The following is a 13,476-nucleotide window of genomic DNA, read 5'->3' as shown; positions in this document are numbered from 1 at the left end:
GTTGACCTATTCGTTCCTGTGGATGTGAATGTGGTTTCGCGGCGTGTTTACCCGCAGATTATCTACGTCGTAGACGCCGCCTCCCTCGGATATTTTTTCGAGGTGATGAAGTTCGTAGGATCTTCTACCGCCGACACTATCTGCTTTGCGCACACGTGGCGCTTTACCTTTACGCATGCGGCCAGTGCTCTGTTTAATGAACTGATCCGACGCGGCAGACTCGGAAACAGCTTTCCAAAGGGCTGCTCTGAACGAATCAAAATTTTGGAATTCGCGTCCCCGCAGTGAGTTTGCCACGTCCGTTGGAATTGGCACTCCTACTCCCGAGCTTGCTCCGATGAGCCATGTACCAAACACATCCTCTCCAACCCCCGTCACCGTACCCGGCGTCAATCGGGCCGGTTTCGAAAACACCACATACAGCGACTTCAACCCAGTCTCTGCCGGGAACACCAGAATGCAATCCTCGGCAGTAATGTCCTCGCCGGGCAGGCCTTCTATCTGGCTGTCGGTGTTCTGCGCGATCGGATGAACAAGGATCGTGTTCAGTTGCTCGCCGTGATCGGGATAGACCAGCGGCGGCATTGCACCGAGTGGCCCGCGTTGCGGCGTCCACAAAATCGTGATGCCGTTGAGCTTGGCCTCCATGGCGGTCTTGTCGCTGTTCCACGCGACTTTGACGGTACGCACCGAGTCATCGCCCGAGGCGCCGGTGTGGATGCCGTAGACCTGCATGACCCCTTCGACGTCACGCCGGAACTGGAAGCGAACGCGGGTGGTGGCGCGGGTCATGCGGCGTAATTCGTCATCGGTGTGCAGCGTGCCGTCGCCCATCCTGGTCGGCAGCATCCCGAGGATGAACACGCTGGCCGGCCCGCCCGCGCCGCGAATGGCCCAGTTGAGGCGTTGTTGCAGAATCCCGCCGCCGGCTAAACGGCCCAAGGCCAGATCGGCACCTATCGCCGTCGCGACAGCGGTGCTGGCTGACGGAAAGAGCATGGCCCCCGCGACCATGATCTTGCCGAAGTTGGCGGCAGATTCGGGCAGCGTGCCGGCGTCCGTTCGGCACCAGTTACCCGGCGTGCAGGACTTGGCGAACACCTGACTTTCGCGGGGCTTGGGCGTTGGCCATTCATCCTTTTCGATGTAAACCGGCTCCGGTGGGGGAGGCGGACTCCATGCGGCCCACGAGCCGCTCCATCTCGGACGTTTCCAAGGCCAGTCTTCATCGAAGATAGATTTGAATCGAGCCACGACAACTCCCTGTATGGCCTTGAATCGAGCCAGGGAAGCTTGTCGGTCAGTGGGGATTTCGGGCAAACCGCAGGGGTGAGTTTTATGCGCCTGGATTTACGAAAAATCCAATTCGTACCTGGATCGAATCCGTTTCCTACAGCGCTCTCTCGGTCTGTTGATTTGGCGATTGATACAGATGAACCAGCGGTGTTTCGCGCTTGTAGTCCTTCGGTTTGGATGGCGGGGTAGTGTGTATTTCTCCTACAGACTTTTCAGGTCGACAACTTACGCGCCTTTACCTGAGGATGGTTTCTATCATTTTTTCCAGGATGGATTTCAGATGAAAAGGATGAGTCCGTTGCCATTCAACTCTATTTTCAGTCGGCCATTGTCATGAGCATTTCCAATGAGGACCGTGATTTTCTGGTGGCGATGGGCAGTCGCATTGCTCACTTACGCACAGTGCACGAGATCACACAGACTCGGTTTGCACGGGCTTTAGGTCTTTCCCGGCAGACCTTTCAGGGCTACGAGGAGGGCACGCGCAGCATGCCGGTCACGACACTGGTGAAGATGGCATTTGCGCTGCGCGTGCCTGTTGAAGACCTGCTCGGCGTTCCCTCGTACACGGAGACGCCCAGACGCAGCTTGACCTCGACGTGGTATCGACGGCTTCAGTCCATCAATGAGCTTTCGAAGGTTCAACAGAAGGTTATTGCGCAGATGCTCGACGCACTGATCTCGCAGGCAGCGACCAAAACTAGCGACGAAGAGAAGGATGTATTGAAGTAACCGATTACCGAGACTTTTCTCGAGGCATAAAAAAACGGCCTACCTTTCGGTAAGCCGTTTTTAGTACTTGGTGGCTACACAGGGACTTGAACCCCGGACCCCAGCATTATGAATGCTATGCTCTAACCAACTGAGCTATGTAGCCAAGTGGCGCGCATTATTCCCCTGAAATGGAAAAGCGTCAAGCGTAAATTTAAAAAATTTTTCTACGCTTTCAACCGTTTATCAAAATCACTGGCTCAGCAGCGGCGAAGGGCAGCGTTGGAACCAGCGGCTGGCCTGCTCATACGCGTGCGCCAATTGCAGGACAGCGAAGTCGGCCTGGTGCTTGCCGATGATTTGCAGGCCCATCGGTAAACCCTGCGCATTGAATCCCGCCTGGACGCTGGCGACCGGGCAACCCGACAGCGTGCCGGGGATGACCACCTCCATCCAGCGGTGATACGTGTCCATCGCCACACCTTCGATAGATGTTGGCCAAGGCTGGGTTTTATCGAAAGGGAACACTTGGGCGCTGGGCAGCAGCAGGTAATCGTACTTTTCGAACAGCCGAGAAATCGTCCGATACCAATCGCTGCGCACCACCGAGGCTGCAAATACTTCGCTGGCCGACAGCTTCAAGCCATTCTCCACTTCCCAGATCGCCTCCGGTTTCAACAACGCGCGTTTTTGCGGATCGGCATAAGTCGCGCCCAAAGACCCCGCGACCATCCAGTGCCGCAACGTCCGCCAACTGCTCCACAGCCGTTCCGGCGCGAAACCCGGCTCAACCGATTCAACGTGGCAGCCAAGGCTCTCAAAGTCGGCAAAGGTCTTCTCGCACAGCGACAGCACCCCTTGCTCCATCGGCAGATAACCGCTGAAGTCCCCCAGCCAACCCAAACGCGTACCCTTGAAATCACGCCCCAGCGGCGCCGCAAACGCCTCACCGGACTCCGCGATGGACAGCGGCGCCCGCGCATCGCCCCCGGCCTGCACCGACAACAGCAACGCCGCATCCCTCACGCTGCGCGCCATTGGCCCCTCATAACCGAGCTGATCAAAAAACAGATCCGCACTGTCATCAAACGGCACACGCCCTTGCGACGGACGAAAACCAAAAATGTTGTTGAACGCCGCTGGATTACGCAGCGAACCCATCATGTCGCTGCCATCCGCCACCGGCACCAGATGCATCGCCAGCGCCGCCGCCGCGCCGCCACTGCTGCCGCCCGCCGTTTTGCTCGGGTCATACGCGCAAGCGGTGGCGCCAAACAACGGGTTGTAGCTTTGCGAACCGAGACCGAATTCCGGGGTGTTGGTCTTGCCAATAATGATCGCCCCAGCAGCCTTGATCCGCTCGACCATGATGCCGTCGCGCTCAGGCACAAAGTCCTTGTACAGCGGCGACCCCAGCGTGGTGCGGATGCCTTGGGTCAGCGACAGATCCTTGATCGCATGAGGCAAACCATGCATCCAGCCGCGGTATTCACCACGCGCCAGTTCGGCGTCGCGTTCATCGGCCTGAGCCAGCAGATGTTCCGGTGATTGCAGGCTGATCAACGCATTGACCAGCGGGTTGAAACGTTCGATATGGGCAAGGTAAGTCTGCATCACTTCCCGGCAGGAGACCTGATGCAGGCGGATGCGTTCGGCGAGCGCATGGGCCTGTAACAGGACCAGTTCGCTGATGTTATTAGAGTTCATTGCAAGCGCCTTTCAGACGGCTGGAAAAACGCCCCGCCAGTGCGCCGGGGCGGTAGCGATCAACGCATCAGGTTGGTCCAGAGACGGTCAGCGAGGCGGATCGCACCCTCGCCGCAAGTCTTGCTGAACACCACATTCGTCCCTTCGGGAATGTGCAATTCCGGCGCGTCCTTGAGCGCCGCGTCGAGGAACGGTTCGACGCCCTTGATCGGGCTCTGGTGCTTGAGGAAATTCTGCGTCATTGCCGAGTTTTCCGGCTGGCTGAGGAAGGCGATGAACACCTTGGCATTCGCCGGATTTTTGCTGCCGGTGGGGATGACCATGTTGTCGACCCAAGCCAGCACGCCTTCTTTCGGGTAGAGGTATTTCAGCGTCGGTTTCATCTCACGGGCACGCATCGACGAACCGCCCCAGAACATCGACATGTCGATTTCACCCGAGGCGAGGTTCTCGCGAATCGAACCGGCCTTGGAGCTGTAGGTTTTCACGAACGGCTTCTGTGCCTTGAGCAAGGTCAGCACTTGCTGCATCTGTTTCGGGTCTTCACTGCACAGCGGAATGTTCAGATAGAGGCTGGCCATGTCGACCATGTCGCTGACCGAGTCGAACATGTTGATCCGCCCCTGCAACTCGGCTGGCGGCTCATACAAAACCTTGTAGCTGTCGGCCGGGCCTTTGTAGCGTGCGGAATCGAGCACGACGCTGGTGGTGCCCCAGATGAAGGGCACCGAATACGCGCCCTCCGGGTCCCAACTCGGTTTTTTCAAGTTATCCACAACGCTGGCGTAGTAGGGCTCTTTGACCGGGTCGAAGCGTTCCAGCAGTTTTTCCTTGATCAGGATCGGCACGAACTGGTGCGACGGAATCGCCACGTCATAACCGGCGCCGCCCTGTTTCAGTTTCGCCAACAAGGTCTCGTTGGAATCGTAGGAATCAACGGTGACTTCGATGCCGGTCTGCTTCTGGAACTTGGCGAGAATCTCCGGCGAAAAGTAGCCGCTCCAGCTCACCACGTTGAGTTTCTCGGCGGCCTGAACACTCGCGGCCATGCTCAGCGGCAGAGTCAGAAACAACGAAGTGCCAACGCTTTTTATCCACTTGCTCATGCTATTTCCCCACAGGTCGTAGAAGGTTCAGGCGTTCTTTTTGCCCAACAGGTAAGAGAGGCTGACGAACAGCACCGAGACGCCGAGGATCAGCGTCGACACGGCATTGACGTCGGGTGTCACCCCCATGCGCAGCAGGCCGAAAATGAAGATCGGCAGGGTCGTGGTGCCGGCCTGCGAGACCATCATCGAGATCACGAAGTTATCCAGCGAGACGATGAAGGCCAGCATCAGCCCGGAGAAAATCCCCGGCATCAGCAGCGGCAAAGTTACTTTGCGAAAGGTCCGCCATGGGCCGGCATACAGGTCGGCCGAGGCTTGTTCCAGCGACAGGTCCATATCATTTAGCCGAGCGCGAATCGGCAGGTAGGCGAAGGGAATGCAGAACACCGTGTGCGCGATGATCAGGTTGCCGTAACCCAGCGACAGACCGATGGTGGAGAACAGCGCCAACGTCGCTACACCGACGACAATCTCCGGCAACACCAGCGGCAACATGATCGCGCCCATCGACAAGTGCAGGCCCTTGAACTTGGCGCCGCGCGAGGTGCCGAGGGCGGCGAGGGTGGCAATCGCCGTGGCGATCATGCTCGCGCACACGGCGATCAACAGGCTGTTGCCGGCAGCTTGGCGCAAGGCCTGATTGGCGAACGCGGCGCGATACCAATCGAGGCTGAAACCTGTCCACACCGTCGCCGATTGGTTGGCATTGAACGAGAACACCACCAGCACCACGATCGGCGCATACAGGTACAGGTAGAACAGAAAACTGAAGCCGCCGAAACCGGGAAAGTCCTGCACGCCCAGCCCTTTGCGTTTGAATAGGCCGATCATCACGCACCTCCTTTGGCGATGCGCTGGCGCTCGGCGCGCAAGGCATAAACGGTCAGCACCAGCATCACGGCGGCCATCAGCACGAGCGACAGCGCTGCACCAAACGGCCAGTTACGCGCATCGCTGAACTGCCGGAAGATCAGGTTGCCGAGCATCATTCGTGTGCCGCCACCGAGCAGTTCAGGGGCGATCATCGCGCCCAGACACGGCACGAAGGTGAGGATCGCACCGGCGAGAATCCCCGGTTTGGCGATCGGCAAAACTACTTTTCGCAAGGTGCGCACGCGTCCGGCGTAGAGATCCTGCGCGGCTTCGAGCAGACGGATATCCATCTTTTCCAGAGTCGCGTAAATCGGCAACACCACGAACGGCGCGTAGGTGTAAACCAGCCCCAGCAGCACCGCGCCGTCGGTGTACAACAACTGTAACGGTTCATGGATAACGGCCATGCCCATCAGGCTGTTGTTGATCACCCCTGTGTTACGCAGCAGCAGAATCCACGCGTAAGTGCGGATCAGCAGGTTGGCCCAAAACGGCACGGTGATCAGAAAGATCAGCAAGCCACGGCGATGCGCCGGCTGCATGGCCAGCCACACCGCCACCGGAAATCCGATCAACAACGTGATGATCGTGGTCAGCCCGGCGATGCCGATCGAGCGCAGGGCGATGATCAGATACGAGTCGGCAAACGCGAGGCTGTCGTCCAGTTGCCGCTCGAACAGCAGCGAGGTGTAGGCGTCGCTGCTGAAGACTTTGTTGACCCCGCCGTAGGGGTTGGCCTCCATCAGCGAATAGCCGATGACGATGAGGATCGGCACTACCAGAAACAAACAGATAGCGATCAGCGCCGGGCTGACCCCGAGGAAACTCTGGAAAGCCTTGCGGCGTTCCAGTGTGTTGGCAATCGGTAAGGCGTGCATGGCAATTCCTCCGGCTCAATCGTGCAGGACGCTGGCGCTGCCCGGGTCGAACAGCAAACCGGCCTGGGAGCCGACGGCAAAGCGCAGGCTTTGGTCGACGCAATTGGGCGTACGCACGGTGAGGCGCGAACCGTCGCTGAGGCTGACCTGATATTGCAGATCAGTGCCGAGATAGATCTGCGCTTCGATCCGGCACGGCAGCGCGTTTTCGCTATTGGCCGGCAGCAGATGCAGGCGCTCGGGGCGTACCGACAAGATCACGCTGGCGCCGACTGCCACGTCGCTGCACGGTTGCGCCGGCAGCGGATGCCCCGCCGGCCCGGCGAACCAGGCCATGCCGTCCTCCACGCGAGTGACCGAGCCTTCAATGAAATTGGTTTCGCCGATGAAGTCAGCGACGAAGCGATTGCGCGGTCGTTCGTAAATATCTTCCGGCCGACCGACCTGCTGCACTTCGCCTTCGGAGAGCACGGCGATGCGGTCGGACATGGTCAGCGCTTCTTCCTGGTCGTGGGTGACGAAAATGAAGGTAATGCCGGTCTTGGCCTGGATGGTTTTCAACTCTTCGCGCATCGCCTGCCGCAGCTTGAGATCGAGTGCTGACAGCGGCTCATCGAGCAGCAGCACTTTCGGATGCGGTGCCAAGGCGCGGGCGAGAGCGACGCGTTGCTGCTGACCGCCCGACAGTTGCGCCGGTTTGCGATTGGCGAAGCGCTCCATCTGCACCAGCGCCAACATCTCGCGCACACGCTCGGCGATTTGCGCCTTGGTGAGGACTTTGCCCATCGGCTGCGATTCAAGACCGAAAGCCAGGTTCTCGGCGATGGTCATGTGCGGGAACAGCGCGTAATGCTGGAACACCGTGTTGACCGGGCGCTGGAAGGGCGGGCGATCAGCGATGTTTTCGCCGTAGAGGAGAATCTCGCCTTCGGTGGGAAATTCGAAACCGGCGATCATCCGCAGCAGCGTGGTCTTGCCGCAGCCGGACGGGCCGAGAAGGGTGAAGAATTCGTTGTCGCGGATGTCCAGGTCGATGCTTTTCAGCGCCACCGGACCGGTCTGCGGATCACCGTAAACCTTGCGCACTGAGCGGATCGAGACCGCCAGCGTTTGCAGCGAATGCAGGGCATTCATGCGTTACCTCCGATTCCCCCATCGCCTGCGACTCGCTGTGCAAAGCGTTGCCGTCGGGCCATGGATATTATTTTTTTGGGCAGGATCGAGATTGCGTTCGGGTTTGAAACCAGCTGTTTTTTTATTCTGCTGTGGCTCGATTATCAGCCAGGGGTTGCGCGGCGCGACACTTCAATTTAAACATGGCAGGTGTTAGTTAATTTAACAGCCGAAGGTGCCAGGAATCATGCCCGACCACCGTTTGCCGCCGCTCAACGCGGTGCGCGCCTTTGATGCCGCCGCCCGTTTGGGCAGCTACGTCGAAGCCTCGAAAGCCCTGCACGTGACCCAGCCCGCGATTGGGCGGCACGTGAAGTTGCTCGAGGACTGGTTGGGTATTCAACTGTTCGAGCGCACCTCACGCGGGGTCAACCTGACCCCGGCGGGGGACAAGTACCACCGCAAGATCAGCGCCGCTTTGCAGTTGATCATCGAGGCGGGCAAGGAAGCGCAGCCGAAAGATGCCGAGCGCTGGTTGCGGATCATGGTGGTGCCGGGTTTTGCCAAGCGCTGGCTGATGCCGAGGATCGAAGCGCTGCGGCATCTGCGCCCGGGATTGAAACTGGCGATCGAGCCGAACTCGACCTTCACCGAAGTGGATGGCAAAAGCGCAGATCTGGGCATCGTCTACGGTCTCGACGGGCAATATGCCGACTCACGGGAGGCGCTGATTTGTCCTCGGGTTTTCCCGATCTGCACACCGGCGTATCTGGCCAGCATCGCACCGATCAACAGCCCGGCCGATCTGGTCAGAAACGATCTGATCCACGTCGATGACGGCGAATGGTGGAACCTGTGGTTCGCTGCGCACGACCTCGATATCCATCTCAATTCCGACATGCTCTACGTCAACAATGACCACGCGCTGTCGGTCGCCGAAAGCGGGCAGGGCATCGCGCTGGCCAACGAAGTACTTGTGCGTCATGAACTCGCCAGCGGCAAACTGGTGCGCGCGGTCGACGCTCAGGTGAAGCTTGAGAGTTATCGGGTGCTGACGCCGTCCGCCGAACTCTCGGCGGATGTGGCGTGGTTTATTCAATGGCTCAAGGCTGAGCTGGAAGCGGACTTTCCCGAGGCCGTGATCAGCTGAGGCGGAAACGCGCGGTGTTGTCGCTCAGCGCCTTGCTGCCTTGGCTCAGGGTGTCTGCGGCAAGATTCACTGCGCGTGCGCCTTCGAGCAAACGTACGGCGGCCTGATCGACTTGCTGGATGTTGCCACTGACTTCGTCGGCGGTGCTCGCTTGTTCCTCAACGGCCGTGGCGATCTGCGCCAACGTGTCGGTGACGCTCTGCACGGCGCTGGCGATTTCGCCCAGGCGTTCGCCGAGACCGGTGACCGACTCGGCATCGGTTTGCGCCTGACCGCACGCGGCTTCCATCAGGCTCACGGCTTCGTTGACCGTGGCGCGCAAGCTGTCGACGGTGCCAGCGATCTGCGCGGTCGACGATTGTGTGCGTTGCGACAGGCTGCGCACTTCGTCGGCGACCACGGCAAAGCCACGTCCCTGTTCACCGGCTCGCGCAGCTTCGATGGCCGCGTTGAGCGCGAGCAGATTGGTCTGTTCGGCGACGCCACGAATGGTGTCGACCACCAATTGAATCTGCTGGCCTTGCTCGCTGACCCGACCCAACGCCGCTGCGGTGTCGTTCAAGCGTTGATTGAGCTGCTGAATACTCGCCGTGGTGCGTTGGCTGTCACGGCTGCTGTCGGCGGCGATGCGTCGGGTGTGCTGAGCGCTGCCCGAGGCCTGCTCGCAACTCTGCGCGACGCCTTGCGAAGTCGCGGCCAATTGCGTGGCGGCTGCGGCGATCTGGCTGATCTGCAACTGCTGCGCCTCGACTTCGCCAAGAGCGCCGCTGGAGTGTTCGTTGAGACTGCGCACGGCATGGCTCAACTGTGAGGTCTCGTGATCGACGCCGAGCATGCTCGCGCGCAGTTGCACCACGGCAACGTTGAGCGCGGTGCTGATCGCCGCCAGCTCATCACGGCCCACCACCGGCACTTGCAGGCTCAGGTTGCCGTCGCGCAGGGCTTCAGCGAGCAGGGTGATGCCGCTGGCGCTGCGGCGGATCGAGGTTTGCAGGCAGACAAACAGATACAGCGCCGCGAGCAGCAGGCAGCCGAAGATGGCTGCGACGATGATGAACTGACGGATCGCCGAGCTGTGGTAGGCATCCAGTCGTTGGTCCAGCGACACCAGCGATTGCTGGCGCAGGGCCGCGAGGTCGGTCAACAGGGCATCGAGGCTGCGTTCGAAGTCGTCCGGCTTGAGGTTGATGCTGCCGCCGAACACGCCGTCATCCAGCACCTTCAAACCGCTATCGAGGTGTTTCAGGCTGTCGTGGTATTGGCTGGCCCAGCTCTGCTGATCTTTCGGCAGGCGTGCTTCGAGCAGCGTGGCAGTTTTGACCAGTTGCTCGCGGGCATCGCCGATGCGGCTGCGCAGGTCGCGCAACTGCAAACGGCTTTGCAGGGTGAATTGTCCGGAGACGACCGAGGCTTGGCCAACGGCAGCGAGGCGGCCGACCCGTTCGATCAGGTCCGGCGCGTGTTGCGTGGAAATTTGCGTCAGCAGATAGGTTTCCAGCCACGGTGCGAGGGTCAGGCGATTGTCCATGACGATCTGCTCGCGCAACGCTTGCAGGGCGCTGAGGGCGTTGGTGAAACGGTCGTAACCGTCCGGCCACCAACCGACACCGCTGAGGCTTTTCGAATCCAGACCATTCAGCGCGGTTTGCAGCGCCTGATAGCGCGTGAGGGTTTCGCCTTCCGCGCCTTCGTTTTTCAGTGCGTTGCCCAAATCAGTGGTGGCTTGCTGCACGGCCGGTTGCACCGCGTCGAACGCGCCCATGGCGGCGAGCGTGGCCGGCGTCGGTTGGCGATTGGTTTCGGTGGCGCGCCAACGGGCGGCGCGATCACGTTGGGCGGCGAGCAGGTTGTCCAGCGCGTCGAGTGCCAGCAGCTGCCGCACGCCGGCACGTTCGCCAGAGATCAGATTGAGCTTGTCGCGATAGTCCTGGCCGATCATCAACAGGCTGCCGGCCAACGGCAGAATGAACAGCAGAAACAACAACTGGAATTTACCTGCGAAGCCAAACCGCCCCAGCAATTTGATCCCCGGTGAAAGGAAAGCCTGCATGCCCCATGACTCCTCTGGACACCACGCACCAATGGCGTGCATCGCGGTCGTGCGACCTGGATGTTGTGCCCTGCTAAAAGGCCTCGAAAGTTCACTCTCGCCCGCTCTGTAGGCCGGCTCTGTAGCGAAACTTCCCATTGTCGGTGCCCTTTGTAAGGGCGCCGCGTTCAAGCGGAGAAGCAAGGCAAGATTCAGACCATGGCGTTGCGCTATCACCTATCCCTTGTAGGAGCTGCCGAAGGCTGCGATCTTTTGATCTTTGTTTTCAAGATCAAGATCAAAAGATCGCAGCCTTCGGCAGCTCCTACATGATTCGGTCAGGTTGGTTAGTTAGCTGGCTAAGGGGATGGCGCTCGCGCACTGAAAAATGGCACATTGACGCACCTGCCTGTGCGCACCCATCTGTTGTCCGGAAATTCTCATGGCTATCAGCAACGCTCAGACCGCCGCTGCCTCGGCGCCTGCTGCTCCGCAAAGCAGCCCATTGGTGATGCGTATCATCGGCGCGGTGGCGCTGGCGCATTTGATCAACGACCTGATCCAGTCGGTGCTGCCGTCGATCTACCCGATGCTCAAGGCCAATTACGGCCTGACGTTTACTCAGGTCGGGCTGATCACTTTGACCTTTCAACTGACCGCCTCGCTGTTGCAGCCGTGGGTCGGTTATCACACCGATCGGCATCCGAAGCCGTGGCTGTTGCCGGCCGGTTCGATCTGCACGCTGATTGGCATCGTGATGATGTCGATGGTCGGCAGTTTCCCGTTGATTCTGCTGGCGGCGGCGCTGATCGGTATCGGTTCCTCGACGTTCCACCCCGAGGCCTCGAGGATTGCGCGACTGGCGTCCGGTGGACGCTTTGGTCTGGCTCAGTCGACCTTTCAGGTCGGCGGTAACGCCGGTTCCGCGTTCGGCCCGTTGCTGGCGGCGGCGATCATCATTCCGTTCGGTCAGGCCAATGTGGCGTGGTTCGGGTTGTTCGCAGTGTTTGCGCTGTTCGTGCTGTACCGCATCAGCCGCTGGTACGCCCATCACTTGAATCTGTTCAAGCTCAAGGCTGGCCAGGCGGCGACTCACGGGCTGTCGAAGGGCAGGGTGACCAGTGCGTTGGTGGTGCTGGGGCTGTTGGTGTTTTCGAAGTATTTCTATATGGCCAGCCTTACCAGCTATTTCACCTTTTACCTGATCGAGAAGTTCGACCTGTCGGTGGCCAGCTCGCAGCTGCACCTGTTCCTGTTTTTGGGCGCGGTGGCGGCGGGGACGTTCTTCGGCGGACCGATTGGCGACAAGATCGGGCGTAAGGCGGTGATCTGGTTCTCGATCCTCGGCGTGGCACCGTTCACGCTGCTCATGCCCCACGTTGACCTGTTCTGGACCACGGTGCTCAGCGTGGTGATCGGCTTCATTCTGGCTTCGGCGTTCTCGGCGATTGTGGTGTACGCGCAGGAACTGGTGCCGGGCAATGTCGGAATGATTGCCGGGGTGTTCTTTGGTTTGATGTTTGGTTTCGGCGGGATTGGTGCGGCGTTGCTGGGGCATCTGGCGGATGTGCACGGGATTGAGTACGTGTATTTCCTCTGTTCGTTCCTGCCGTTGTTTGGCGTGTTGGCGATCTTCTTGCCGCGCACCAAAAAGGCCTAAGATCAAAAGATCGCAGCCTTCGGCAGCTCCTACATGGGATTGATGTACACCTGTAGGAGCTGCCGCAGGCTGCGATCTTTTAACAATCTGCCAGGCACAAAAAAGCCGCGTATCAAACGCGGCTTTTTCTTGGGCGTAACGCTTACACGTTGAAGCGGAAGTGCATCACGTCGCCGTCCTTGACGATGTAATCCTTGCCTTCCAGACGCCATTTACCGGCTTCTTTGGTACCGGCTTCGCCCTTGTACTGGATGAAGTCGTTGTAGGCGATCACCTCGGCGCGGATGAAGCCTTTCTCGAAGTCGGTGTGGATCACACCAGCAGCCTGAGGTGCGGTGGCACCGACTTTGACGGTCCAGGCGCGGACTTCTTCGACACCGGCGGTGAAGTAGGTCTGCAGGTGCAGCATTTCGTAGCCGGCGCGAATCACGCGGTTCAGGCCAGGCTCTTCCAGGCCCAGGGCCTCGAGGAACATGTCCTTCTCTTCACCGTCATCGAGCTCGGCGATTTCTGCTTCGATCTTGTTGCAGACCGGAACGACCATAGCGCCTTCTTCTTCGGCAATGGCGCGAACCACGTCCAGGTGCGGGTTGTTCTCGAAACCGTCTTCAGCAACGTTGGCGATGTACATGACCGGTTTGGTGGTCAGCAGGTGGAAGCCCTTGATCACGGCCTTTTCGTCAGCGCTCATGTTCTTCATCAGGCTGCGTGCTGGCTTGCCTTCGGTGAAGTGCGCGATCAGTTGCTCCAGCAGAGCTTTCTGAACCACAGCGTCCTTGTCACCGCCCTTGGCGTTGCGCGCGACTTTCTGCAGTTGCTTCTCGCAGCTGTCGAGGTCGGCGAAGATCAGTTCCAGGTCGATGATTTCGATGTCGCGTTTCGGGTCGACGCTGTTGCAGGGGATGAACGCGGAAACATGCTCGGGCATCTGCCAGATCTGCACGTTTTGG

At 59.6% G+C, this 13,476-nt stretch carries 11 protein-coding genes and 1 tRNA gene; 3 read left to right on the top strand and 9 right to left on the bottom strand.

Going from position 1 to position 13,476, the window contains the following annotated elements:
- Positions 1 to 6: 6 nt before the first annotated feature.
- The gene (locus ACIF4X_RS25690) at positions 7 to 1,254 is read right to left on the bottom strand and encodes an S-type pyocin domain-containing protein (RefSeq protein WP_397484232.1); all 1,248 of its coding nucleotides are present in this window, start codon (positions 1,252 to 1,254) and stop codon (positions 7 to 9) included.
- 375 nt (positions 1,255 to 1,629) lie between these two features.
- On the opposite strand from ACIF4X_RS25690, the gene ACIF4X_RS25685 reads away from it, so the two are divergent.
- On the top strand, positions 1,630 to 2,028 hold the full coding sequence (locus ACIF4X_RS25685; RefSeq protein WP_397484231.1) for a helix-turn-helix domain-containing protein: 399 nt from the start codon (positions 1,630 to 1,632) through the stop codon (positions 2,026 to 2,028).
- 68 nt (positions 2,029 to 2,096) lie between these two features.
- On the opposite strand, the gene ACIF4X_RS25680 is transcribed toward ACIF4X_RS25685, so the two are convergent.
- The 6 genes from ACIF4X_RS25680 to ACIF4X_RS25655 all read right to left on the bottom strand — a co-directional run bounded on the left by ACIF4X_RS25680 (position 2,097) and on the right by ACIF4X_RS25655 (position 7,708).
- Positions 2,097 to 2,173 (bottom strand) — tRNA-Met (locus ACIF4X_RS25680).
- Positions 2,174 to 2,259: 86 nt separating this feature from the next.
- Positions 2,260 to 3,714: an amidase gene (locus ACIF4X_RS25675; protein WP_397484230.1), complete on the bottom strand. Its 1,455-nt coding sequence runs from the start codon at positions 3,712 to 3,714 to the stop codon at positions 2,260 to 2,262.
- A gap of 59 nt (positions 3,715 to 3,773) precedes the next feature.
- Positions 3,774 to 4,820 carry an extracellular solute-binding protein gene (locus ACIF4X_RS25670; RefSeq protein ID WP_397484229.1) on the bottom strand — a complete coding sequence of 349 codons (1,047 nt, stop codon included), beginning with the start codon at positions 4,818 to 4,820 and terminating at the stop codon, positions 3,774 to 3,776.
- Between the two features lie 27 nt (positions 4,821 to 4,847).
- On the bottom strand, positions 4,848 to 5,654 hold the full coding sequence (locus ACIF4X_RS25665) for an ABC transporter permease (RefSeq protein WP_158960223.1): 807 nt from the start codon (positions 5,652 to 5,654) through the stop codon (positions 4,848 to 4,850).
- Positions 5,654 to 6,574 carry an ABC transporter permease gene (locus tag ACIF4X_RS25660; RefSeq protein WP_397484228.1) on the bottom strand — a complete coding sequence of 307 codons (921 nt, stop codon included), beginning with the start codon at positions 6,572 to 6,574 and terminating at the stop codon, positions 5,654 to 5,656. Before ACIF4X_RS25660 ends, ACIF4X_RS25665 begins: the two co-directional genes overlap by 1 nt.
- 15 nt (positions 6,575 to 6,589) lie before the next feature.
- Positions 6,590 to 7,708 (bottom strand): ABC transporter ATP-binding protein, encoded by a 1,119-nt coding sequence (locus ACIF4X_RS25655; protein ID WP_397484227.1) that lies wholly within the window; start codon positions 7,706 to 7,708, stop codon positions 6,590 to 6,592.
- 226 nt (positions 7,709 to 7,934) lie between these two features.
- Here ACIF4X_RS25655 and ACIF4X_RS25650 point away from each other — a divergent pair, with 226 nt between their 5' ends.
- Positions 7,935 to 8,837: a LysR substrate-binding domain-containing protein gene (locus ACIF4X_RS25650; protein ID WP_397484226.1), complete on the top strand. Its 903-nt coding sequence runs from the start codon at positions 7,935 to 7,937 to the stop codon at positions 8,835 to 8,837.
- On the opposite strand, the gene ACIF4X_RS25645 is transcribed toward ACIF4X_RS25650, so the two are convergent.
- Positions 8,830 to 10,887: a methyl-accepting chemotaxis protein gene (locus tag ACIF4X_RS25645; protein ID WP_397484225.1), complete on the bottom strand. Its 2,058-nt coding sequence runs from the start codon at positions 10,885 to 10,887 to the stop codon at positions 8,830 to 8,832. The genes ACIF4X_RS25650 and ACIF4X_RS25645 overlap by 8 nt on opposite strands.
- 421 nt (positions 10,888 to 11,308) lie before the next feature.
- Here ACIF4X_RS25645 and ACIF4X_RS25640 point away from each other — a divergent pair, with 421 nt between their 5' ends.
- The gene (locus ACIF4X_RS25640; RefSeq protein ID WP_397484224.1) at positions 11,309 to 12,526 is read left to right on the top strand and encodes an MFS transporter; all 1,218 of its coding nucleotides are present in this window, start codon (positions 11,309 to 11,311) and stop codon (positions 12,524 to 12,526) included.
- A gap of 142 nt (positions 12,527 to 12,668) precedes the next feature.
- Here the strand turns inward: ACIF4X_RS25640 and ychF are convergent.
- Positions 12,669 to 13,476 (bottom strand): redox-regulated ATPase YchF (gene ychF, locus ACIF4X_RS25635; protein WP_397484223.1); only part of this gene is annotated, 808 nt, incomplete at its 5' end.

The sequence above is a fragment of the Pseudomonas sp. NPDC085632 genome (assembly GCF_044541255.1).
Taxonomy (GTDB): Bacteria; Pseudomonadota; Gammaproteobacteria; order Pseudomonadales; family Pseudomonadaceae; genus Aquipseudomonas.
Note: the sequence above shows the minus strand (reverse complement) of the source record. Positions and strands in the feature narration are given on the sequence as shown.